This is a genomic window from Actinacidiphila sp. bgisy160, assembly GCF_057707815.1.
Window position 1 is genome coordinate 38,363 of sequence record NZ_JBYIQW010000047.1, and the last position, 21,401, is coordinate 59,763.

At 72.8% G+C, this 21,401-nt stretch carries 24 protein-coding genes; 18 read left to right on the forward strand and 6 right to left on the reverse strand.

What is annotated here, in order from left to right; genetic code table 11:
- Positions 1–23: 23 nt before the first annotated feature.
- The 3 genes from AC3EUJ_RS28640 to AC3EUJ_RS28650 all read left to right on the forward strand — a co-directional run bounded on the left by AC3EUJ_RS28640 (position 24) and on the right by AC3EUJ_RS28650 (position 2,825).
- Positions 24–707 carry a TetR/AcrR family transcriptional regulator gene (locus AC3EUJ_RS28640; RefSeq protein WP_431966326.1) on the forward strand — a complete coding sequence of 228 codons (684 nt, stop codon included), beginning with the start codon at positions 24–26 and terminating at the stop codon, positions 705–707.
- Between the two features lie 53 nt (positions 708–760).
- The gene (locus AC3EUJ_RS28645; RefSeq protein WP_431966328.1) at positions 761–1,960 is read left to right on the forward strand and encodes an alpha/beta hydrolase; all 1,200 of its coding nucleotides are present in this window, start codon (positions 761–763) and stop codon (positions 1,958–1,960) included.
- Between the two features lie 76 nt (positions 1,961–2,036).
- On the forward strand, positions 2,037–2,825 hold the full coding sequence (locus AC3EUJ_RS28650) for a DUF4429 domain-containing protein (protein WP_431966330.1): 789 nt from the start codon (positions 2,037–2,039) through the stop codon (positions 2,823–2,825).
- Here AC3EUJ_RS28650 and AC3EUJ_RS28655 read toward each other — a convergent pair.
- Entirely contained in the window at positions 2,786–3,805 is a 1,020-nt protein-coding gene (locus AC3EUJ_RS28655; RefSeq protein ID WP_431966376.1) for an aldo/keto reductase, read from the reverse strand. The genes AC3EUJ_RS28650 and AC3EUJ_RS28655 overlap by 40 nt on opposite strands.
- A 5-nt stretch (positions 3,806–3,810) precedes the next feature.
- On the reverse strand, positions 3,811–4,272 hold the full coding sequence (locus AC3EUJ_RS28660) for a MerR family transcriptional regulator (RefSeq protein ID WP_431966332.1): 462 nt from the start codon (positions 4,270–4,272) through the stop codon (positions 3,811–3,813).
- A 61-nt stretch (positions 4,273–4,333) separates the two neighbouring features.
- On the opposite strand from AC3EUJ_RS28660, the gene AC3EUJ_RS28665 reads away from it, so the two are divergent.
- The gene (locus AC3EUJ_RS28665) at positions 4,334–5,152 is read left to right on the forward strand and encodes a serine hydrolase domain-containing protein (RefSeq protein WP_431966334.1); all 819 of its coding nucleotides are present in this window, start codon (positions 4,334–4,336) and stop codon (positions 5,150–5,152) included.
- Between the two features lie 92 nt (positions 5,153–5,244).
- Here AC3EUJ_RS28665 and AC3EUJ_RS28670 read toward each other — a convergent pair whose 3' ends face one another.
- The gene (locus AC3EUJ_RS28670; RefSeq protein ID WP_431966336.1) at positions 5,245–5,973 is read right to left on the reverse strand and encodes a cache domain-containing protein; all 729 of its coding nucleotides are present in this window, start codon (positions 5,971–5,973) and stop codon (positions 5,245–5,247) included.
- A gap of 46 nt (positions 5,974–6,019) precedes the next feature.
- Positions 6,020–6,760 carry a FadR/GntR family transcriptional regulator gene (locus AC3EUJ_RS28675; protein WP_431966338.1) on the reverse strand — a complete coding sequence of 247 codons (741 nt, stop codon included), beginning with the start codon at positions 6,758–6,760 and terminating at the stop codon, positions 6,020–6,022.
- A 113-nt stretch (positions 6,761–6,873) separates the two neighbouring features.
- On the opposite strand from AC3EUJ_RS28675, the gene AC3EUJ_RS28680 reads away from it, so the two are divergent.
- From AC3EUJ_RS28680 to fabF, 9 genes are all read left to right on the forward strand, one after another.
- The gene (locus AC3EUJ_RS28680) at positions 6,874–7,953 is read left to right on the forward strand and encodes an ABC transporter ATP-binding protein (protein WP_431966340.1); all 1,080 of its coding nucleotides are present in this window, start codon (positions 6,874–6,876) and stop codon (positions 7,951–7,953) included.
- Positions 7,944–9,143 carry an ABC transporter substrate-binding protein gene (locus AC3EUJ_RS28685; protein WP_431966342.1) on the forward strand — a complete coding sequence of 400 codons (1,200 nt, stop codon included), beginning with the start codon at positions 7,944–7,946 and terminating at the stop codon, positions 9,141–9,143. Before AC3EUJ_RS28680 ends, AC3EUJ_RS28685 begins: the two co-directional genes overlap by 10 nt.
- Before the next feature lie 7 nt (positions 9,144–9,150).
- Positions 9,151–10,047: an ABC transporter permease gene (locus AC3EUJ_RS28690; protein WP_431966344.1), complete on the forward strand. Its 897-nt coding sequence runs from the start codon at positions 9,151–9,153 to the stop codon at positions 10,045–10,047.
- An 11-nt stretch (positions 10,048–10,058) separates the two neighbouring features.
- A complete protein-coding gene (locus AC3EUJ_RS28695; protein ID WP_431966346.1) occupies positions 10,059–10,874 on the forward strand; it encodes an ABC transporter permease in 816 nt (271 codons plus the stop codon).
- A 66-nt stretch (positions 10,875–10,940) separates the two neighbouring features.
- The gene (locus AC3EUJ_RS28700; RefSeq protein WP_431966348.1) at positions 10,941–12,140 is read left to right on the forward strand and encodes a PucR family transcriptional regulator; all 1,200 of its coding nucleotides are present in this window, start codon (positions 10,941–10,943) and stop codon (positions 12,138–12,140) included.
- Between the two features lie 101 nt (positions 12,141–12,241).
- Complete coding sequence (locus AC3EUJ_RS28705; protein WP_431966350.1) at positions 12,242–13,177, forward strand: ACP S-malonyltransferase; 936 nt, start codon at positions 12,242–12,244, stop codon at positions 13,175–13,177.
- Between the two features lie 14 nt (positions 13,178–13,191).
- A complete protein-coding gene (locus AC3EUJ_RS28710) occupies positions 13,192–14,223 on the forward strand; it encodes a ketoacyl-ACP synthase III (RefSeq protein WP_431966352.1) in 1,032 nt (343 codons plus the stop codon).
- Between the two features lie 73 nt (positions 14,224–14,296).
- On the forward strand, positions 14,297–14,542 hold the full coding sequence (locus AC3EUJ_RS28715; RefSeq protein ID WP_018556746.1) for an acyl carrier protein: 246 nt from the start codon (positions 14,297–14,299) through the stop codon (positions 14,540–14,542).
- 64 nt (positions 14,543–14,606) lie between these two features.
- Entirely contained in the window at positions 14,607–15,866 is a 1,260-nt protein-coding gene (gene fabF, locus AC3EUJ_RS28720; protein WP_431966354.1) for a beta-ketoacyl-ACP synthase II, read from the forward strand.
- A gap of 68 nt (positions 15,867–15,934) precedes the next feature.
- On the opposite strand, the gene AC3EUJ_RS28725 is transcribed toward fabF, so the two are convergent.
- Positions 15,935–16,891: a beta-ketoacyl-ACP synthase 3 gene (locus AC3EUJ_RS28725; RefSeq protein WP_431966356.1), complete on the reverse strand. Its 957-nt coding sequence runs from the start codon at positions 16,889–16,891 to the stop codon at positions 15,935–15,937.
- Positions 16,892–16,953: 62 nt separating this feature from the next.
- Here AC3EUJ_RS28725 and AC3EUJ_RS28730 point away from each other — a divergent pair, with 62 nt between their 5' ends.
- The 3 genes from AC3EUJ_RS28730 (at position 16,954) to AC3EUJ_RS28740 (ending at position 19,050) form a co-directional block, all read left to right on the forward strand.
- On the forward strand, positions 16,954–17,556 hold the full coding sequence (locus AC3EUJ_RS28730; protein ID WP_431966358.1) for a TetR/AcrR family transcriptional regulator: 603 nt from the start codon (positions 16,954–16,956) through the stop codon (positions 17,554–17,556).
- Between the two features lie 72 nt (positions 17,557–17,628).
- Positions 17,629–18,285, forward strand: coding sequence for a hypothetical protein (locus tag AC3EUJ_RS28735; protein WP_431966360.1), 657 nt, complete (start codon positions 17,629–17,631; stop codon positions 18,283–18,285).
- 3 nt (positions 18,286–18,288) lie between these two features.
- A complete protein-coding gene (locus AC3EUJ_RS28740) occupies positions 18,289–19,050 on the forward strand; it encodes a bestrophin-like domain (protein WP_431966362.1) in 762 nt (253 codons plus the stop codon).
- Here the strand turns inward: AC3EUJ_RS28740 and AC3EUJ_RS28745 are convergent, their stop codons facing one another.
- Positions 19,051–19,926 carry an NAD(P)-dependent oxidoreductase gene (locus AC3EUJ_RS28745; protein WP_431966364.1) on the reverse strand — a complete coding sequence of 292 codons (876 nt, stop codon included), beginning with the start codon at positions 19,924–19,926 and terminating at the stop codon, positions 19,051–19,053. It lies immediately after the preceding gene.
- 99 nt (positions 19,927–20,025) lie between these two features.
- Here AC3EUJ_RS28745 and AC3EUJ_RS28750 point away from each other — a divergent pair, with 99 nt between their 5' ends.
- Together AC3EUJ_RS28750 and AC3EUJ_RS28755 are read left to right on the forward strand one after the other, a co-directional pair.
- Positions 20,026–20,610, forward strand: a complete 585-nt coding sequence (locus AC3EUJ_RS28750) for a sigma-70 family RNA polymerase sigma factor (RefSeq protein ID WP_431966366.1) — start codon at positions 20,026–20,028, stop codon at positions 20,608–20,610.
- Entirely contained in the window at positions 20,607–21,389 is a 783-nt protein-coding gene (locus tag AC3EUJ_RS28755) for an anti-sigma factor (protein ID WP_431966368.1), read from the forward strand. The genes AC3EUJ_RS28750 and AC3EUJ_RS28755 overlap by 4 nt, the downstream gene beginning before the upstream one ends.
- Positions 21,390–21,401 lie beyond the last annotated feature (12 nt).

Below are 21,401 nucleotides of genomic sequence, written 5' to 3' on the forward strand. Positions count from 1 at the left end.
GGGCCCCTGGAGGTGGACGGCAGATGAAGCACGCGATGCGCGCGACGCCCGTGTGCGGACTGCGCGAACGCAAGAAGCAGCGGACGCGCGACGCGCTCATACGGGCCGCGATCGAGCTCTTCGTCGTCAAGGGGTACGAGCGCACGACCGTCGACGAGATCGCGGCCGGGGTCGAGGTCTCCCAGCGCACCTTCTTCCGCTACTTCGCGGGCAAGGAGGAGGTCGCGCTCGCGCTGGAGGACAGCGTCGAGGAGGCCTTCGTCGACGCGGTGGCCGAGCGGCCGGCCGGCGAACCGCCCTTCGAGGCGCTGCGCGCGGCGCTGGACGAGTCCTGGCACAGCATCAGCGCGGTCATCGCCGCCGTCGTGCCACTGTCCACCTACATGGCGATGTACCGGGTGATCGAGTCCACGCCGACGCTGCTGTCCGCCCAGATGCGCCACTCGGCGCTCGTCGAGGAACGGCTCGCCTCGGTCATCGCCGCCCGCGAGGGCCTGGACCCGGCCGACCCGCGGCCGCGGGTGCTCGTGGCGGCCGTCGGCGGGGTCATCCGGGTGGCCCAACGCCTGTGGGGCGACGGCGACGAGACCAGCGTGGAGTCCATCCGCCGGATCACCGAGGACCACCTGAACCTGCTGGTCCCGGTCCTCGCACAGCCGTGGGACGAACACCCGGGTGTGTCCGGAATCTCCTTGTTCCAAACGTGACTTGAGTCACGGCGCGCCCGGGTGATCTCCAGCGTCTCCTAGGGTGTCCCCCAGTGAACCTCGTCGACGAGCGCTTCAGCTCTCCCTCCGTGCGCGCCCTCCTGGCCCTGGCCGTGGTCTTCGTCATGCTGGCGACCACCGGCTGGACCGCGCTGCGCCATCACAAGGGCGGCGGGGACGCGCTGGCGGTGGCCACGGCCGCGTGGCGGCACGGCTCGGTGGGCGGGCATCCGCTCCCCGACCCCCGGTCGGGCCCCGGCATCATCGCCCGCTTCTTCGCCTCGGTCGGGCCGGACGGCGCCAAGCGGCTCGCCGAGCGCTACCCGCTCGTCGTCGGCAACCTCAACGGCGCTCCGATCTCGCTGCGTTACCAGGCCAACCGGCGCTCGCTCCGCACGGCCGGCCTTCAGGAGACCGCCCGCTCGCACAGCTCCCTGCTGACCGCCGAGGGCCGCGAGGACGCCGCGCAGCGCGCCGGCCGCTACGCCTCGCTACTCGACGGCGGACGGCAGATCCTCGCCTTCGACCCCACCGGCCGCGGACGCGCCGCCGAAGTGTTCGGCGACCTCGACACCGCCGAACGGGTGTCGGTCGTCGTGCCCGGGGTCGACACCGACGTGCTCTCCTTCGAGCGCGAGGACGATCCGGCCCGCGCCCCCGTCGGCATGGCCCGCGCGCTGTACGCGGCCGAGCGCGCCGCCGCCCCGCGCACGAGCACGGCCGTGATCGCCTGGGCCGACTACACCACCCCGCAGGGCGTGGGCCTGGACGCCTCCACCGGGGAACTCGCCGAGCAGGGCGCCGTCCGGCTGACATCACTGGTTCGGGCGCTGCCGGGACGCGGTTCGGTCTCGCTGTTCTGCCACTCCTACGGCTCGGTGCTGTGCGGCGTCGCCGCCCCCGGCCTGCCGTCCGGCCGGGTCTCCGACATCGCCGTCTTCGGCAGCCCCGGCATGCGGGCGGACACGGCGGCCGACCTCGGCACGGCCGCCCGGGTGTGGGCCACACGCGACGGCACCGACTGGATCGGCGACGTGCCGCACATGGAGTTCGCCGGCCTCGGCCACGGCGCGGACCCCGTCTCCCGGGCCTTCGGCGCCCGGGTGGTGACCTCCGAGGACGCCGAGGGACACGCGGGGTACTTCCGCTCCGGCACCGACAGCCTCGCCAACTTCACCAGCATCGCCCTCGGCCGCTACCCGGACGTCCGGTGCGCCGCCGGCAGCGACTGCACGGCGGGCGCGGCCTGGTAGGCCTGGCCTACGCCTGGCCTAGTCCGGCCGCTCCCGGCCGGTTCCCGAAACGGCGACGCGGCCTACGATGACCCGTATGGGTGACGTATTGGCCGGATCCAACGCCGTATGGGAGTTCGATACCGATGCGGTGCTCATCCGTTACGAGCGGGGGATGCGCAACTCGAAGCTGCTGCAGACCCTGGTGCGGCGGCGTGTCCCCTACGAGGCCCTCGCGGGCGTCGAACTGGCCCCGGGGCGGCGCGGCACGATCGTGCTGCGCGCGCTCCCGCGGCGGGGCGCCGATCCGCTGATGGAGGCCGCCAAGGGCCAGCTCAAGGAGACCGCCGACCCCTACCGCCTGGTGCTGCCCGCCGAGCGGGAGCTGCTCGCCGAGTACTACGCCGGGGAACTGCTCTCCGCGATCGGGGCGGCCGGCGGCGGCGCGGACGCCGAACCGGCCCCGCGCCACCTGGTGGAGGTGCCGTCCGCGCCCCTGTCGTTCAAGGCGTACGACGGCAAGGCGTCCTTCGACGGCGAGACGGTGTCCTTCCGCTGGTTCTGGACGGGCGCGTCGACAGCCAAGTGGAAGGCCGGTGACCAGCACTTCCCGGTCGCCGGGCTGTCCGGCGTCGACTGGCGCTCCCCCGAGATGCTCGGCGGCCACCTGCGGCTGCTGGCGCGCGACGCGGAGGGCCGCCCCTCCGGCAACCCCGACGACGACCCGGCGACCGTGGTGTTCGGCCTCGGCTACGGCCTCGTCCACGAGTCGCTGCCGCTGGCGGCGGCGGTCCTGGCGGCGGTCCAGCGGGCCGCTCGGACGCGGCCCGCCCTGGACCGGGACGGCTACTCGCGGGCCGCCGACGTGGACGACATGTCGGGGTAGCGGTCACCCGCGACCTGCCCGGCGATCGGCTCCAGCCGGCCCAGCTCGGCCTCGTCGAGGACGATCCGGGTGGCGGCGGCGTTCTCCCGCAGGCGCTCGGCCCTGCGGGTGCCCGGGATGGGCACGACGGTCAGCCCGTGCACCTGCGCCCGCTGCTGCACCCACGCCAGGGCGATCTGGGCGGGCGTGGCGTCGTGGGCCTTCGCGACCTCGCGCAGCGGCTCCAGCAGGTCGAGGTTGCGCTTGGCGTTCTCCCCGGAGAAGCGGGGCTGGTACTGACGGAAGTCGTCCGCCGACAGCTGGGAGGCGTCCTGGAAGGAGCCGGTCAGGAAGCCGCGGCCCAGCGGGGAGTACGGCACGAGTGCCACCCCCAGCTCGGCGGCGGCACCGGTCAGCGAGATCTCCACGTCCCGGCTGAACAGCGACCACTCGGACTGCACGGCCGCGATCGGGTGCACGGCGTGTGCCTCGCGCAGCTCGGCCCCGGTCACCTCCGACAGGCCCAGGTGCTTCACCTTGCCCGCCCGCACCAGCTCGGCCATCGCGCCGACGGACTCGGCCAGCGGCACGGCGGGGTCGCGGCGGTGCATGTAGTACAGGTCGATGACGTCCACGCCGAGGCGCCGCAGGCTGCCGTCGACTGCCCGGCGGATGTACTCCGGGTCGTTGCGCACGCCCCGGTACCGCAGGTCGTCGGCCTTGCGCTCTATGCCGAACTTGGTGGCGAGGGTGATCCCGTCCCGGTGCTCCCGCACGAAGGGGGCGATGAACTCCTCGTTGGCCCCCATGCCGTACACATCGGCGGTGTCGAAGAGCGTCACCCCGAGGTCCAGGGCGGTGCCGAGCGTGGCGCGGGCCGCGGCCTCGTCGGTGGGGCCGTAGAACTCGCTCATCCCCATGCAGCCCAGGCCCTGCACGCCGACCAGGGGGCCGCTCGTGCCGAGCGTGACCTTGACGATCGGCTCGTTGTTGTCGCTCATCCCGTTCATGCCCTCTCCGACGCCCGGCGGGCGTCAGCGTAGGTGTCGATCTTGTGGTCGAGGACCGCGAGGGTGTCCTGCAGCTCGGCGATCCGCCGCACCACGTCGCGCCGGGTCGACTCCAGCAGCTCCTGGCGGTCGCAGAAGGTGTGCTCCCCCAGCCGCACCAGCTCGGCGTAGCGGACCATGTCCGCGACCGGCATCCCGGTCAGCCGCAGCTTGCCGACGAAGGCCAGCCAGTCGAGGTCGCGGTTGGTGAAGCGGCGCTGCCCGGTGTGGGAGCGGTCGACGTGCGGCATCAGCCCGATCCGCTCGTACCAGCGCAGCGTGTGCGCGCTCAGACCGGTGAAGGCCGCCACCTCGCTGATCGTGTAGCGGTCCCGGCCGTCCGGGAGGGGGTGCCGCACCTCGTCGGAGCAGCTGAGTACGCTTCCGGGCTTGCCCTTGGCCACCTGCGTCACGGTCATGGGTTCCACGCTAAAACCCTGGAGTGCACTCCAGGCAAGGCCATTCGTTAGGCTCACGGTCATGCGGAGCCTGAGCAGCCTGAACGCGATCGAGAACTGGCCTGTCCCGACGGCCGCGGCGGCGGTCGTCCGCCGTGACGGCACCGTCCTGGGAGCGTACGGCGAGACCGGGCGGCGCTTCCGGCTGGCCTCGGTGACCAAGCCGCTGTCCGCCTACGCGGCGCTGGTCGCGATCGAGGAAGGCGCGATCGAGCTCGACGAGGCGGCCGGCCCCGAGGGCTCGACCGTACGGCACCTGCTCGCCCACACCTCCGGCCTCGCCTTCGACGAGCACCGGGTGATGGCGGCCCCCGGCACGCGGCGGATCTACTCCAACGCGGGCTTCGACGCGCTGGCGGACCACATCGCCAAGGCCACCGAGATCCCCTTCGCCGAGTACCTGCGGCAGGCGGTCCTGGAGCCGCTCGGCATGCACGCCACCGACTGCCCGGGCTCGGCGGGCGCCGGCGCGGTCTCCACCGCCGACGACCTGGTCCGCTTTGCCGTCGAGCTGCAGGCACCGCGGCTGCTGGCCGCGGAGACGGTCGCCGCGGCGACCTCCGTCGTCTTCCCCGGCCTCAAGGGCGTGCTGCCCGGCTACGGCGGCCAGAACCCCAACGACTGGGGCCTGGGCTTCGAGATCCGGGGCCACAAGTCCCCGCACTGGACGGGCGCCTCGTCCTCCCCGCGCACCTTCGGCCACTTCGGCCAGTCCGGCACCTTCCTGTGGGTCGACCCCGACGCCGGCGCCGCCTGCGTCGTCCTGACGGACCGTGACTTCGGCGAGTGGGCCCTGCCGTTGTGGCCGGCGCTCACGAACGCGGTGCTGGCGGAGCTCTGACCGCTCCCCCGCCACGCGCGTTCCCGGGCCCGGAGCCGCGCCGGAGCCGCGCCGGAGCCGCGCGGCGGGCTTTCCCGGCACGCGGCGCGGAACTACGCGCCGCGGGACTGTCCGGGGAGAGCCGTGACGAGCGTCAGCGGGATCGGTCCGCAGGACCGGCCGCTGAAGCTCCGCAGGAGCGAGCCGGCCAGGTGCCGGGGGTCGGTGGAGGCGGCGACCCGGCCCCGGGCGTTGACCAGGGCGGCCGGCGCGGGCAGCCGGCGCAGCAGCGGCAGCACCGCGGCCTCGAAGTGCCGCAGGTACACGTCGGCGGCGGCGACGCCGAGGAAGCGGCCGCCGTGCTGGACCGGCACCGACAGGGTGAGGCTGTACTCGTCGGAGCACAGGTAGTCCACGTACGGTCCGGCCACGGCGCGCTCGCCGGTGCTGCGGGGCAGCGCGAACCAGTCCCAGTGCGTGTAGTCCGAGTAGGCCGAGGTGCCCGGGTCGAGGTCGGGCAGGAGCGGTCGCAGGCCGTCCTCCCCGTGGTTCTGCCACCACTCCAGCCAGGCCGGCACATCGCCGAGCAGCCCGGGTTCGGCGATGAAGCCGATGCCGGAGACCAGGTCGTGCCGGCGCCGCAGCCGCTCGTGCAGCAGCGGGCGCAGGGCGGCGAGGTCCGCGGTGGTGGGGGCCCGGCCGGCGGCGCGGACGGCGGCGATGGCGGTGGTGCGCTCGGCGACCTGGGCGACGTCCGCGAAGACGTCCTCCAAAGTGCCGCGGACCCGGTCCACGACGTCGGCGACGACCTCGTCGACGAGGGTGGTTGAGCTGACGGCCACGGCGGCTGCCTCCGGTGCGGGAGGACGGGAGGTGCGGACGCCCGGGTCAGCCGGTGACGGTCAGACGCAGTCCGATCAGGCGCTCCATCGCGTGCTGCACCCGCCGTTCGGCCAGGGACCGGGCCAGCTCCGGGTCGCCGTCGCGCACGGCGCGGAGCAGCGCGCGGTGCAGCCCGACGACCTCCGCGCGGGCGTCGTCCTCCCCGAGTGCGAGACAGATTAGCGCTCCGATCTCCGCCTGGATACGGATCTCCTCCTTGGTGAGACGGGCCGACTGGGCGGCCGCGGCGAGCTCCACGTGCAGCCTGCCGTAGACGCGGCCGCGGGCGGCGAGGTCGTCGGCGGCCTCGAACTCCTCCAGGGAGCGTTCCAGCGGAACGAGGTCCGCGGGCTCGGTGCGCTGGGCGGCCAGCCGGGCGGCGGTGCCGGCGACGGCGGCCCAGTGGTCGGCCAGGTCACGCAGTTCCTCGGTGCTCCAGTCGGCCAGCCGGTGGCCGAGCCGGGTGGTGCGCGGCGGGTCGGGGGCGGTGACGAAGCTGCCGCCGCCGCGACCGCGGCGGGTGGTGACCAGTCCCTGCTGGCGCAGGGCCATGAGGGCCTCGCGCAGGGTCACGGTGGACACGCCGAGGCGGGTGGCGAGCTCGGTCTCGCCGGGGAGCTGCTCGCCGTCGGCGAGCAGGCCCAGTTCGATGGCGTCCGCAAGGCGCCGTACGACCGCGTCGACCCGGGCGAGGTTGCCGACCGGCGCGAAGACGGCGTGCAGCGCGCCATTCGAAAGTTTGCTCACCCGCCCACCTTCTCACTTGGCGAAAGTTTTACCCCGGCCAGGCCTTGTCCTTTGAAATATAACTTCATAGGTTTCCGGTCAATGTTCCAGGCGAAGAGAAAGGTTCCCCGCCGATGGAGGGAACGGCCGAGGCAACGGACACCGGGACCCCCGCCGTACGCCTGAGGGACCTGCGCAAGTCCTTCGGCCAAGTGCACGCGGTCGCCGGGGTGGACCTGGAGATCGCCGACGGAGAGTTCTTCTCGATGCTGGGCCCCTCCGGTTCCGGCAAGACCACGGTGCTGCGGATGATCGCGGGCTTCGAGGCCCCCACCGCCGGCACCGTGGCGCTGGCCGGCCGGGACGTCACCCGGCTCGCCCCCTTCGAGCGGGACGTCAACACCGTCTTCCAGGACTACGCGCTCTTCCCGCACATGACGGTGGAGCAGAACGTCGCCTACGGGCTGAAGGTCCGCGCGGTGCCCAAGGCGGAGCGGATCGAACGCGCCCGCGCGGCGCTCGCCTCGGTCCGGCTGGAGGGCTTCGGCGGTCGCCGCCCGGCGCAGCTCTCCGGCGGCCAGCGGCAGCGGGTCGCGCTGGCCCGCGCCCTGGTGGGCCGGCCCCGGGTGCTGCTGCTCGACGAGCCGCTGGGGGCGCTCGATCTCAAGCTGCGCGAGCAGATGCAGGTCGAACTGAAGGCGATCCAGCGCGAGGTGGGCATCACCTTCGTCTTCGTCACCCACGACCAGGAGGAGGCGCTGACCCTCAGCGACCGGATCGCGGTCTTCAACGGCGGCCGGATCGAGCAGGTGGGCACCCCCGCCGAGGTGTACGAGCGGCCGGCCACGCCCTTCGTCGCCGGCTTCGTCGGCACCTCCAACCTGCTCACCGACGACACCGGGACCTACAGCGTCCGCCCGGAGAAGATCCGCCTGCTGGCCCCCGGCGTGCCCCCCGGGCCCCCGGACCCCGCGGACGACGAGCTGCGCACCGTCTCCGGCACCGTCGCCGAGGTCGTCTACCTCGGCGACGCCACCCGCTTCCTGGTCGACCTCGACGAGGGCGGCCGGCTGACCGCCCTGCAGCAGAACCAGGAGACCTCCTCGGCCGACGTCGCCGCCTACCGGGGAACCCGCGTCCGCCTCCAGTGGCACCGCCGGCACAACGTCACCGTCCAGTCCCCCCACCCGGAAACGGAGTCCACGTGCGTCTGACCCGTACCCTCGCAGCCTTTACCGTCCTGGCCCTGGCCACCGCCTGCGGCGGGTCGTCCCCCTCCGGAAAGGGCACCGGCCCCTCCGGCGGCGCCTTCACCCCGCCCAAGCTCAGCGCGCCGAAGGCCCTGGGCAGGACCGAGGGCGCGGTCAACCTGATCGCCTGGGCCGGCTACGCCGAGGACGGCTCGAACGACAAGTCCGTCGACTGGGTCACCCCGTTCGAGAAGGCGACCGGCTGCCAGGTCAACACCAAGGTGGCCGGCACGTCCGACGAGATGGTCAGCCTGATGAAGACCGGCCAGTACGACGCCGTCTCGGCCTCCGGCGACGCCTCGCTGCGCCTCATCGCCTCGGGCGACGCGGCGCCGGTCAACACCGGGCTGGTCCCCAACTACAAGGACGTCTTCGCCAGCCTGAAGATGCAGAAGTGGAACTCGGTGAACAAGGTCGCCTACGGCATTCCGCACGGCCGCGGCGCCAACCTGCTGATGTACCGCACCGACAAGGTCTCCCCCGCCCCCACTTCCTGGTCGGCGGTCTTCGAGGCGGCCTCCCCCTACAAGGGCCACGTCACCGCGTACGACTCCGCCATCTACATCGCGGACGCCGCGCTGTACCTGATGAAGACCAAGCCGGAGCTGGGCATCAAGGACCCGTACGCGCTGGACCAGAAGCAGTTCGACGCCTCCGTCGCCCTGCTGAAGGAGCAGAACGCCAACGTCGGCGAGTACTGGAGCGACTACCTCAAGGAGATCTCCGCCTTCAAGAGCGGCGACTCCGTCATCGGCACCAGCTGGCAGGTCATCGCCAACCTCGCCAAGGGCGAGAAGGCGCCGGTCGAGGCGGTCCTGCCGAGCGAGGGCTCCACCGGCTGGTCCGACACCTGGATGGTCTCGGCCAAGGCCAAGCACCCCAACTGCGCCTACAAGTGGCTTGACTGGATCGTCTCGCCGAAGGTGAACGCCCAGGTCGCCGAGTGGTTCGGCGAGGCCCCGGCGAACGAGAAGTCCTGCGCCCTGACCGCGGACAAGAACCACTGCACCGTCTTCCACGCGGCCGACGAGCCGTACTGGAAGCAGGTCCACTTCTGGAACACGCCCATCCCGCAGTGCCTGGACGGCCGCACCGACGTGAAATGCGTGCCCTACGCCAAGTGGGTCCAGGCCTGGACCGAGATCAAGGGCTGAGCCGTCCGTGACCACCTCGTCCACCCCGTCCACCACGAGCGGCGCCCTCGGGCGGCGGCTGGCAGGTTCCCTGCACCGCCGCCCGCGGCTGCGGCTGTCGCTGCTGCTGTCCGCCCCGCTGCTGTGGCTGGTCCTGGCCTATCTGGGCTCGCTGGCAGCGCTGTTCCTCTCCGCGTTCTGGACGACCGACGCCTTCACCTCCGACGTGGTCAAGGTCTGGAACACCGACAATTTCCGCACCGTCCTCACCACCGGCGTCTACCGGGACGTCGCCCTGCGCAGCATCGGCGTCGCGGTCGCGGTGACCGCGATCGACATCGTCATCGCCTTCCCGATCGCCTTCTACACCGCCCGGGTGGCCGCCCCGAGGTACCGGCACCTGCTGGTCGTCGCCGTGCTCACGCCGCTGTGGGCGAGCTACCTGGTCAAGGCGTACGCCTGGCGGATCATCCTCTCCGAGGACGGGCCGCTGGACTGGGTGCTCAGGCCCCTCGGTCTGAGCGGTCCCGGCTACGGGCTGCCCGCGGCGATCATGGTGCTGGCCTACCTGTGGCTGCCGTACATGATCCTGCCGATCCACGCCGGGCTGGAGCAGCTGCCGGCCAGCCTGCTGGACGCCTCCGCGGACCTGGGCGCCCGCACCTGGCGCACCTTCAGGTCCGTGGTGCTGCCGATGGTGCTGCCCTCGGTCGCGGCCGGCTCCGTCTTCACCTTCTCGCTCAGCCTCGGCGACTACATCGCGGTGCAGATCGTCGGTGGCAAGACCCAGCTGATCGGCAACGTCGTCTACTCCAACATCACCCTCGACCTGCCGCTCGCCGCCGCGCTGGGCACCGTGCCGGTCGCGGTCATCGTCGTCTATCTGCTGGCCATGCGGCGCACCGGCGCGCTCCGGAGTCTGTGAGGGCCGTGACCATGCAACTATCCCGTCCCGCCCGCGTCGCCCTGCGCGTCGCGGCCGTGCTGGGCTTCACCTTCATCTACGCACCGCTGCTGCTCGTCCTGCTCAACTCCTTCAACGCCGCGCGCGGCTTCGGCTGGCCCCCCTCGGGCCTGACCCTGCACTGGTGGGCCGACGCCTGGCACAGCTCCGGCGCCCGCTCCGCGCTGTGGACCTCGGTGAAGGCGGGCCTGGGCGCGACAGCGATCTCCCTGGTCCTCGGCACCATGATCGCCTTCGCGGTCTCGCGGTACCGCTTCTTCGGGCGGGAGGCGCTCTCCTTCCTGGTCGTGTTGCCGATCGCGCTGCCCGGCATCGTCACGGGCATCGCCCTCAACACCGCGTTCCGCACGGTGCTGGAACCGCTCGGGGTCGGGCTGGGCCTGTTCACGGTCGTCGTCGGCCACGCCACCTTCTGCGTCGTGGTGGTCTTCAACAACGTCGTGGCCCGGCTGCGGCGCACCTCCGGCTCGTTCGAGGAGGCGGCGATGGACCTGGGGGCCGACACCTTCCAGGTCTTCCGCGACATCACCTTCCCGCTGGTGCGCACGGCCGTGCTGGCGGGCGGGCTGCTCGCCTTCGCCCTCTCCTTCGACGAGATCGTCGTCACCACCTTCACCGCCGGTCCCGGCGTCCAGACCCTCCCCGTGTGGATCTTCAGCAACATGGCCAGGCCGCAGCAGGCTCCCGTCGTCAACGTGGTCGCCGCCGTCCTGGTCGCCGCGTCGGTGGTCCCGGTCTACCTCGCCCAGCGGCTGTCCGCGGACTCCGCCTCGGGAGGCCGCATCTGAGCCACGGGTGGGCGCGGGAGAGGGGTCCGTGCCATGCATCCGCCCGGATAAGGCAGGCTTGTACCCGTGCCAGAACCCGCGCTGAACGCAGTCGACCCCGCCCGCGACCACTCCCACTCCGCCACGCTGAAGAGGCTGGAGAAGTCCTCGGGGCGCCTGGCGGCGGCCGCGATCGCGCGGATGGACGCGCAGCTGCCCTGGTACCGGGCCATGCCGCCGGAGAACCGCTCGTGGATCGGGCTGGTGGCGCAGGCGGGCATCGCGGCCTTCACGGAGTGGTTCCGCCACCCGGAGACCCCGCAGGCGATCAGCACCGACGTCTTCGGCACCGCCCCCCGGGAGCTGACCAGGGCCATCTCGTTGCGCCAGACGGTGGAGATGGTGCGCACCACCATCGAGGTCATGGAAGCGGCGATCGACGAGGTCGCGGCTCCCGGCGACGAGTCGGTGCTGCGCGAGGCACTGCTGGTGTACGCGCGGGAGATCGCCTTCGCGACGGCCCAGGTGTACGCCCAGGCCGCCGAGGCGCGCGGCGCCTGGGACGCCCGGCTGGAGTCCCTGGTGGTCAACGCGGTGCTGTCCGGGGAGGCGGACGAGGGCGTGCTGTCGCGGGCGGCGGCGCTCGGCTGGAGCTCCCCCGACAAGATCGCGGTGGTGCTGGGCACGGCACCCAACGGCGACAGCGAGCTCACCGTCGAGGCGATCCGGCGGGCGGCGCGGCACGCCAAGCTCCAGGTTCTCACCGGAGTGCTCGGCGACCGGCTGATCGTGGTCGCGGGCGGCGACGGGGACCCGCTGCGGGTGGCCAAGGCGCTGATCGGGCCGTTCGCTGCGGGGCCGGTGGTGGCCGGGCCCCTGGTGGGCGACCTGCTGGCGGCGTCGAAGTCCGCGCAGGCCGCGGCCGCCGGCCTGCGGGCGTGCGCGGCCTGGCCCGACGCCCCGCGCCCGGTGCTGGCCGACGACCTGCTCCCGGAGCGCGCGATGGCGGGCGACCGACACGCCCGCGATCAGCTGGTGGAGGAGATCTACAGGCCGTTGGAGGAAGCTGGTTCGGCACTGCTTGAGACTCTGTCCGTCTACCTCGAACAGGCCTCGTCGCTGGAAGGGGCCGCCCGGATGTTGTTCGTTCACCCCAACACCGTTCGCTACCGGCTTCGACGTGTGACGGACGTCACCGGCTGGTCGCCGTCGGACGTACGCTCCGCATTCACGCTACGTATCGCGCTCATCCTGGGCCGGCTCTCCGAGTCCGGGCACACACCGTAGATACACTCAGGGCCTTTGTGGGACACCAACAAATCGCCCGTCGGTTCTTGGTCCCTGTCCCCACGGGCGGGGATCACCCCGGTCAAGAGAGAGTTGAAAGCGTGCTCGTACTCGTCGCTCCCGGCCAGGGCGCCCAGGCGCCCGGCTTCCTGAACCCCTGGCTCGAACTCCCCGGTGTCGCCGACCGCCTCGCCGGTCTGTCCTCGACCGCCGGGCTCGACCTCGCCCGCTACGGCACCAAGGCCGAGGCCGAGGAGATCCGTGACACCGCCGTCGCCCAGCCCCTGCTGGTCGCGGCCGGTCTGGTCGCGGCGGAGCAGCTGTTCGGCGATCCGGGCGCCGCGCGCTGCGCGCTGGGCGCCGTGGCCGGTCACAGCGTCGGTGAGATCACGGCGGCGGCCGTCGGGGGTGTGCTGAGCGCCGACGCGGCGATGACTTTCGTCCGTACCCGCAGCACCGCGATGGCCCAGGCCGCGGCCGTCACCGAGACCGGCATGTCGGCCGTGCTCGGCGGCGACCCGGACGTGGTCGTCGCCCACCTGGAGAACCTCGGCCTCACCCCGGCGAACATCAACGGCGCCGGTCAGATCGTGGCGGCCGGCACGGCGAAGCAGCTCGCGGAGCTGACCGCGGACAAGCCGGAGAAGGCGCGGGTCATCCCGCTGAAGGTGGCGGGCGCGTTCCACACCCACCACATGGCCCCGGCCGTGGCCGTGCTGGACGAGCTGGCGCAGACGCTGAAGGTCGCCGACCCGGCGCTGCCGTACGTGTCCAACACCGACGGCACGGTCGTCTCCTCCGGCACCGAGATCGTCTCCCGCCTGGTGTCGCAGGTTTCCAACCCGGTCCGCTGGGACCTGTGCATGGAGACCTTCAAGGAGCTCGGCGTCACCGCGATCATCGAGCTGGTGCCGGGTGGCACCCTGGTGGGACTGGCCAAGCGCGCGCTGCCCGGCGTCGCGACCCTGGCCCTGAAGACCCCGGACGACCTCGACGCCGCCCGCGCGATCGTGGCCGAGCACGGCCCCCAGGAATAGGAGTCCCCGCAGACATGCCGAAGATCAAGCCCAGCAAGGGCTCCCCGTACGCGCGCATCATGGGTGTCGGCGGCTACCGGCCGACCCGCGTGGTGCCCAATGAGGTGATCCTGGAGAACATCGACTCCAGCGACGAGTGGATCCGCTCCCGCTCCGGCATCGCCTCCCGGCACTGGGCCGGCCCGGACGAGACGGTCGCCGAGATGTCGGTCGTCGCGGCGGGCAAGGCCATCGCCGACGCGGGGATCTCGGCCGAGGACATCGGGGGCGTCATCGTCGCCACCGTCTCCCACTTCAAGCAGACGCCGGCGGTCGCGACCGAGATCGCGCACCGGATCGGCGCGGGCAAGCCGGCCGCGTTCGACATCTCGGCGGGCTGCGCCGGCTTCACCTATGCCGTGACCCTCGCCAAGGGCATGGTCACCGAGGGCAGCGCGAAGCACGTCCTGGTGATCGGCGTCGAGCGGCTGAGCGACCTGACCGACAAGTCGGACCGCGCCACCGCTTTCCTCTTCGGCGACGGCGCCGGCGCCGTCATCATCGGCCCGGCCGACGAGCCCGAGATCGGCCCCACCGTGTGGGGCTCGGAGGGCGACAAGGCCGGCACCATCACCCAGACCGTGGCGTGGGACCGCTTCCGTGTGGGTGACGTCGCTCAGCTGCCGGTGGACGAGAACGGGGAAGTGAAGTTCCCCGCGATCACCCAGGAGGGCCAGACCGTCTTCCGCTGGGCGGTGTTCGAGATGGCCAAGGTGGCCCAGGAGGCGCTGGACGCCGCCGGGATCACCGCGGCCGACCTGGACGTCTTCATCCCGCACCAGGCCAACATGCGCATCATCGACTCGATGATCAAGGCGCTCAAGCTGCCTGAGCACGTCGCGGTCGCCCGCGACATCGAGACCACCGGCAACACCTCCGCCGCGTCGATCCCGCTCGCGATGGAGCGCCTGCTCGCCACCGGACAGGCGAAGAGCGGCGACACGGCCCTGATCATCGGTTTCGGGGCGGGGCTCGTCTACGCCGCCACGGTCGTTACCCTCCCCTAGGCAACACCCACGCGGCGCGCACTCCCGCCCGCCGCAGCCCGTAGTAACCAGCACGAAGAAGGAGAGCGCCGCCATGGCCACCCAGGAAGAGATCGTCGAGGGTCTCGCCGAGATCGTGAACGAGATCGCCGGCATCCCGACCGAGGACGTCCAGCTGGACAAGTCCTTCACCGACGACCTGGACGTCGACTCGCTGTCCATGGTCGAGGTCGTCGTCGCCGCCGAGGAGCGCTTCGAGGTCAAGATCCCGGACGACGACGTCAAGCAGCTGAAGACCGTCGGCGACGCCGTCGACTACATCCTCAAGGCCCAGGCCTGAGCCTGAGCCACCCCTGGACGACGTGTCTGTCGCCCGCCCTTCTAGACGTGGAGAGACAATCCCTGTGAGCCCGACCAATCACACCGTGGTCGTCACCGGTATCGGCGCAACCACTCCGCTGGGCGGGGACAGCGCGTCGACCTGGGAAGGGTTGACCGCCGGACGTTCCGGCGTCCGACCCCTGGAGCAGGACTGGGCCGCCGAGCTGCCGGTGCGCATCGCCGCGCAGATCGCCGTGGAACCGCTGGAGGTCCTGCCCCGCCCGGTCGCCCGCAAGCTCGACCGCTCGGCGCAGTTCGCGCTGATCGCCACCCGTGAGGCCTGGGCCGACGCGGGCTTCACCGCCAAGGCCGGCGAGGACAGCTCGGTCGACCCCGACCGCCTGGGCACGGTCATCGCCTCCGGCATCGGAGGCGTCACCACGCTGCTCGACCAGTACGACAACCTCAAGGCGTCCGGCCCGCGCAAGGTGTCCCCGCACACCGTGCCGATGCTGATGCCCAACAGCCCCTCGGCCAACGTCGGGCTGGAGGTCAACGCCCGCGCCGGTGTCCACACCCCGGTCAGCGCCTGCGCCTCCGGCGCCGAGGCCGTCGGCTACGCGTACGAGATGATCCGCTCCGGCCGTGCCGACGTGGTCGTCGCCGGCGGCACCGAGGCGGCCATCCACCCGCTGCCGATCGCGGCCTTCGCCAACATGATGGCGATGTCGAAGAACAACGACGACCCGCAGGGCGCCTCCCGCCCGTACGACAAGGGCCGCGACGGCTTCGTCCTCGGCGAGGGCGCGGGTGTCGTCGTCCTGGAGTCGGCCGAGCACGCCGCCAAGCGCGGCGCCTGGGTCTACGCCGAGGTGCTGGGCCAGGGCCTGTCGGCCGACGCCCACCACATCGCGCAGCCCGAGCCCACCGGCCGCGGCATCGCCGCCGCGCTGGAGCAGCTGATCGCCGCCACCGGCCTGGACCTGGCGCAGGTCGCCCACCTCAACGCGCACGCGACGTCCACCCCGCAGGGTGACGTCGCCGAGGTCAAGGCGCTGCGCAAGGTGCTCGGCGACCACCTCGACCACGTGGCCATCTCCGCCACCAAGTCGATGACCGGTCACCTGCTGGGCGGCGCGGGCGGCATCGAGACGGTCGCCACCGTCCTCGCCCTGCACCACCGGATCGCCCCGCCGACGATCAACATCGCGGACCTGGACGACGAGATCGACCCCGGTCTGGTCTCCACCGAGGCGCGGAAGCTGCCGCAGGGCCCGATCGTGGCCATCAACAACTCCTTCGGCTTCGGCGGCCACAACGTGGTCATGGCCTTCAAGGCCTGAGCCGTACGGCACTCCTGAGGGCCGGTCAGCCGCTCGCGCGGCCGGCCGGCCCTCGGCCGTCTCCCGGGTCAGGGGCAGCCGACGACCTGCCCGGCCCAGGAGAGCCCGCCGCCGAAGCCCAGCAGCAGCACGGGAGCGCCGGGGGTCAGCTCGCCGCGTTCGACGAGCTTGGAGAAGGCGAGCGGCACCGAGGCCGCGGAGGTGTTACCGGAGTCGACGACGTCACGGGCCACCACCGCCTGCGGGGCGCCCAGTTCGCGTACGACGCTCTCGATGATCCGCAGGTTGGCCTGGTGCGTCACGATGCCGCCGAGGTCGCCGACGGGGATACCGGCGCGCCGGCAGGCCTCCTCGGCGATCGGGGCGAGGGTGGTGGTGGCCCAGCGGAAGACCGCCTGACCGTCCTGGGCGAAGCGGGGCTGCCAGGCGCCTGCCAGCCGTACGGCGTCGGCCCGGGTGGGGTCGGAGCCCCACACGACCGGGCCGATGCCGGGGCTCGTCCCCGGAGCGGCATCGGCGGCGCTGACGACGGCCGCACCGGCCCCGTCGCCCAGCAGGACGCAGGTGCTGCGGTCGCTCCAGTCGGTGAGGTCGGACATCTTCTCGGCGCCGATGACCAGGGCGTGCCGGGCGGCGCCGGCCCGCACGGAGTGGTCGGCGGCGGCGAGCGCCGTGGTGAAGCCCGCGCAGGCGTTGTTGAGGTCGTAGGAGGCGGGCGCCGTCATGCCGAGCCGGGCCGCGACCTGGGCGGCGGTGCTGGGGCTGCGGTCGATGGCGCTGGAGGTGGCCACGACGACCAGGTCGATCTCGGCGGGGTCCAGGCCGGCCGTGGCGAGTGCCTTGCCGGCGGCGGCTACGGCCATGTCGGCGACCGTCTCGTCCTCGTCGGCGATGTGCCGGGTCGCGATGCCGGTGCGCTGCCTGATCCAGGCGTCACTGGTGTCGACCATGGCTGCCAGCTCGTCGTTGGTGAGGACGCGCTGCGGCTGGTGGTGGCCCAGGGCGGCGATACGGGATGCAGTCATGGCGGCACTATAGCGACCGATCGGTCGGACTCTAAACGGGAAGGGATGGCTACGATGGCCGCATGAGCCCACGCAAGTCCGCCGCCGAGGCACGTCACACCCGCGAGCGGATCATCGAGCGCAGCGTCGCGGTCGCCTCCGTGGAGGGCCTGGAGGGCCTCACGATCGGCCGGCTCGCGGCCGACCTCGGGATCAGCAAGTCGGGGCTGCTGGGGCACTTCGGTACCAAGGAGGCCCTGCAGATCGCCGCCTTGCGGCGGGCCTCGGAGATCTTCACCCGCGCGGTGTGGGTGCCCGCCGCGGGGGCCGCGCCCGGGCTCGCCCGGCTGACCGCGATCTGCGAGGCCTGGGTCACCTACCTCGACCGCGAACGCGAGGCCTTCCCCGGCGGGTGCCTGTTCACCGCCTCCGCCGTGGAGTTCGACGGCCGCGAGGGGCCGGTACGGAACGCGGTCGCCCGGCTCTACGCCGTCTGGCGGCGACGGCTGCACCGCGACATCCGGGCCGCCGTAGAACACGGCGACCTGCCCCCGGACACCGACCCGGAACAGCTCGTCTTCGAGCTGAACGGGATCTACTTCTCCCTCAACCACGCCGTCCAGCTCTTCGGCGACCGCACCGCCCCCGACCGCGCCCGGCGTGCGCTGCGGCGCGTGCTGAGCTGACGAATCAGCCCTTCGGGGGGATTGGCCGGGTCCCCCGGATGGGCGCGCGCGGCGCCGCGCAGGATCTCGTCCATGAGCATCTGGCTGAGGGGGGCCGGCCTCACGGCGGCCGCGGCGCTGACGGTGCTGGGGCCGGGGCCGGCCGGGGGGACGGCGTACGCGCACGATCCACCGGGTCCGCCGGGCCCGCCCGTGGTCCGGTTCCTGCCCGACGGCACCGTACGGGTGGAGACCGGCGGCGGCGCCGTCCGGGCGGAGACCCGCGGCGGGGAGACACGGGCCCGGGTCACGCACGGCGGGGACACCGTGGACGCGCGCACCGGCGACGGTGGCTCGTCCGCGACCGTCCGGCGACGGCACTGCCCCGCGTACGAGTCGACGGTCGACGCCCGCACCGGCAGCGGCGGTTCACGCGGCTCCGTGTCCTGGCGGCACCCCTGCGGTCCGGCGCCACGCCCCACCCCCACCCCGGCACGCCCCGTGCGCCGCGCGCCGGCCCCCACGCCCACCCCGGCACCGACCCCGGCTCCCACGCCGGCCCCCACGCCGACCCCGAGTCCCGCACCGACGCACCGCGCGCAACTCCCGCCGGTCGCCTACCGGAAGGCGAGCGCGCCGCCACCGCCACAGGGGCCGAGCATCGTCCGGCTCATGCTGCTCGTCACCGCCCCGGCGGTCCTGTCCGCCGCCGCGCTCAAGCCACGCTCCCAAGCCCGCTCACGGAGGTGATCGATGTCGGACTGGCTCGTCCTGGGCATCGCGATGGCCGCGGCCTGCGCCGTGGTGCTGACCATCGTGCTCATCAACCACCGCCGCATCGGCGATGACGACGACCCCTCGCAGACCCCCGACGTCATCGAGTACATGACGATGATGATCGGCGTGGTGTACGCCATCGTCCTCGGCCTCGCCATCGCCGGCGTGTGGGAGGCCCGCGGCGGCGCGGAGGACACCGTCCACCGCGAGACCCAGGCCCTGCACGAGGTACGGCAGCGGGTCCAGGTCTACCCGGCCGCCGTCCGCGACCGGGTGCGCGCCGACGTGGACGCGTACGTCTCCTACGTCGCGCACACCGAACTCCCCCACATGATCGACCACGGGGAGAACACCCGGCGTGGCACGGAACTCCTCGACAAGCTGCGCCGCGACGTGACCGGCTTCGAACCGCGCACCCCGCCGGCCAACCAGGCGTACCAGCCGGTCGTCGACCAGGTCGCGGCCGCCGACGACGCGCGCACCGCACGCGGCGAGCACGCCGGGCCGACCATGCCGGGAGTAGTGTGGTTCGGCCTGGTCGCCGGCGCTCTCGTCGCGGTGGGACTGATCTTCGGCCTGCAGATCCGGCGCTCCCGGCGCGAACTCGTCCTCGCCGGGCTCTACAGCGCCCTGATCGCCTTCTTGCTCTTCCTCATCTGGGACCTGGACGCCCCCTTCGGCCGGGACGCCGCCGAGGCGGCGGCGTCCTTCACCAGCCTCTTCCCGCACATCGGTTGATCACCTCTCGAAGCTCGCGAAGTACGAGGCCGCCATGTCCTCCGCCCCGTGCCCGAGCTCGGCCGCGCGGCGGAAGCGCTCGGCGCCGGCCGCGGCCACGTCGAGCCGGACCCCCACGGACTCCCCCGCCTCCACGATCAGGCGGGCGTCCTTCTCCGCGGTGTGCACGGCGAAGCTGGGGCTGAAGTCGCCGGCCAGGATCGATGCCGCCTTCGCCTGCAGGTAGCCCATGTCGAGGGGGCCGCCGGAGAGGGCCTTGAGAAAGCCGGCCGGGTCCACGCCGAGGCCCTTCGCGAGCGCGAGGGCCTCTGCGGTGCCGTGGGTGACGGTCAGCACCCAGCTGTTGATCACCAGCTTGAGCCGGCTGGCCGCGCCCTCGGCCGCGTCCTCCCCCACCCACACGGTGCGGCTGCCGATCGCGTCGAAGACCGGCGCCACCGCCTGCCGGGCCTCCTGCGGCCCGGCGGCCAGCACCAGCAGTTGCCCGTTCTCCGCGGGCTGCCTGGTGCCCAGCACGGGCGAGTCCAGGAAGACGACGCCGTGCTCGCGCGCGAACTGCGCGAACGCCCCGAGGGCGCCCACGCCCGCGGTGGTGGCCTGCGCCCACACCGCGCCCTTCCGCAAGCCAGGCGCCGCCTGCCGCATGGTCTCGAGGGCGGAATCCCCGTCGTACAGGACGGTCAGCACCACGTCGGCGCCGTCCACCGCCTCCGCGGGGGTGCCGGCGACGCGCGCGCCGTCCTTGCCGAGCGGCTGGGCCTTCTCCTTCGTACGGTTCCACACACGGACGTCGAGGCCGGCCCTGACGAGGTTGCGGGCCATCGCGGCACCCATGATCCCGGTGCCCAGGACTGCTGCTGAGGTGGTGTCGGACATGACTGCCACGGTACGACGGACCAATCCGAATCGCTCGCGGCGCCGAATGCCGGACGCGAGACTTGTCCGCGACACACGGAATCGAACGCTGGAGGTGTGGTGAGGGAACCGCTGCGGTTCGGCAGGCCCGCGCGGCAGGGGCCGGACCTCTCGGAGCTGCTGCTCGCCGTCGCACGCGGCGACCAGGAGGCCTTCGCCCGGCTGTACGACGCCGTGAGCGGACCGGTGCTCGGGCTGGTGCGCGGAGTGCTCAGGGACCCCGCCCAGTCGGAGGAGGTGACGCAGGAGGTGCTGGTGGAGGTGTGGCGCACCGCCGCCCGCTTCCGGCCGGAGAGGGGCGGCGCGATGACCTGGGTGATGACCCTGGCCCACCGCAGGGCCGTGGACCGGGTGCGGTCCGCCAGCGCGGCGGCGGACCGCGAGCACAAGGCGGCGCTGCTGGAGCGCACCCGCGCCTACGACGACGTCACCGAGCAGGTCGAGGCCCGGCTGGAGGCCGAACATGTGCGGCGCTGCATGCGCACCCTCACCGAGGCGCAGCACCAGTCGGTGACCCTCGCCTACTACCGGGGGCTGACGTACCGGGAGGTCGCCGAATTGCTGTCGCTGCCGCTGGGCACCGTCAAGACCCGGCTGCGCGACGGGCTGATCCGGCTGCGCGACTGCCTGGGGGTGACCGCGTGAGCACCGAGGCCGAGCTGCACACCCTCACCGGCGCCTACGCCGTCGACGCGCTGACGCGGCACGAGCGCGCGGAGTTCGAACGCCACCTCGCGGAGTGCGAGGCCTGCGCGCTGGAGGTGCGCGAACTGACCGCGACCGCCGCCCGCCTCGGGCTCGCCGCGACCGAACCCGTCCCGCCCCGCATGAAGGACGACGTCATGCGGCTCATCGTCAACGTGCGGCAGGAGCCGCCTTCGGTGCCCGAGCCACCGCGCGCCGCGGCCCGCGCCCTGCGCCGCCGTGCCTCGCAGCCCGCGCGACGCCGCGTCCGCTTCGCCCTGGCGGCCTGCCTCGCCGCGGCCGCGGCACTGGGCGGGGTCGCGGTCTGGCAGCAGCAACAGCTCGGCGACCTGCGCCAGGAGAACCGGCGGACCCAGGCCCAGGCGGAGCAGATCTCCCGGGTCCTGGCCGCGCCCGACGCCGTCACAACCTCCGCGAAGCTCGCCGGCGGCGCCAGCGGCACGGTCGTGGTCTCCCGCAGTCAGGACCGCGCGGTCTTCTTCGCCCACGGCATGCCGGTGCTCAGCGGCGACCGGGTCTACCAGCTCTGGTACGCCGACGGCGGCCGGATGCGTTCCGCGGGCCTCATGCCGAAGCCGTCCGGCGCCGGCACGACCCAGGCCGTCCTCCTCCAGGGCGCCGTCGACGGCGCCTCCGGCATGGGCATCACCGTCGAACCCCCCGGCGGCTCCCCCCAGCCCACCTCCGACCCCCTGGCCCTGGTGCACTTCGCGGCGTAGGCCGGTACGCGC

Excerpts from the sequence above, each read along its gene's own strand:
- AC3EUJ_RS28640 (WP_431966326.1), top strand. The coding sequence starts at position 24 with ATGAAGCACGCGATGCGCGCGACGCCCGTGTGCGGACTGCGCGAACGC.
- AC3EUJ_RS28650 (WP_431966330.1), top strand. The coding sequence starts at position 2,037 with ATGGGTGACGTATTGGCCGGATCCAACGCCGTATGGGAGTTCGATACC.
- AC3EUJ_RS28655 (WP_431966376.1), bottom strand. The coding sequence starts at position 3,805 with ATGAGCGACAACAACGAGCCGATCGTCAAGGTCACGCTCGGCACGAGC.
- AC3EUJ_RS28660 (WP_431966332.1), bottom strand. The coding sequence starts at position 4,272 with ATGACCGTGACGCAGGTGGCCAAGGGCAAGCCCGGAAGCGTACTCAGC.
- AC3EUJ_RS28665 (WP_431966334.1), top strand. The coding sequence starts at position 4,334 with ATGCGGAGCCTGAGCAGCCTGAACGCGATCGAGAACTGGCCTGTCCCG.
- AC3EUJ_RS28680 (WP_431966340.1), top strand. The coding sequence starts at position 6,874 with ATGGAGGGAACGGCCGAGGCAACGGACACCGGGACCCCCGCCGTACGC.
- AC3EUJ_RS28695 (WP_431966346.1), top strand. The coding sequence starts at position 10,059 with ATGCAACTATCCCGTCCCGCCCGCGTCGCCCTGCGCGTCGCGGCCGTG.
- AC3EUJ_RS28710 (WP_431966352.1), top strand. The coding sequence starts at position 13,192 with ATGCCGAAGATCAAGCCCAGCAAGGGCTCCCCGTACGCGCGCATCATG.
- AC3EUJ_RS28715 (WP_018556746.1), top strand. The coding sequence starts at position 14,297 with ATGGCCACCCAGGAAGAGATCGTCGAGGGTCTCGCCGAGATCGTGAAC.
- AC3EUJ_RS28725 (WP_431966356.1), bottom strand. The coding sequence starts at position 16,891 with ATGACTGCATCCCGTATCGCCGCCCTGGGCCACCACCAGCCGCAGCGC.
- AC3EUJ_RS28730 (WP_431966358.1), top strand. The coding sequence starts at position 16,954 with ATGAGCCCACGCAAGTCCGCCGCCGAGGCACGTCACACCCGCGAGCGG.
- AC3EUJ_RS28735 (WP_431966360.1), top strand. The coding sequence starts at position 17,629 with ATGAGCATCTGGCTGAGGGGGGCCGGCCTCACGGCGGCCGCGGCGCTG.
- AC3EUJ_RS28740 (WP_431966362.1), top strand. The coding sequence starts at position 18,289 with ATGTCGGACTGGCTCGTCCTGGGCATCGCGATGGCCGCGGCCTGCGCC.
- AC3EUJ_RS28745 (WP_431966364.1), bottom strand. The coding sequence starts at position 19,926 with ATGTCCGACACCACCTCAGCAGCAGTCCTGGGCACCGGGATCATGGGT.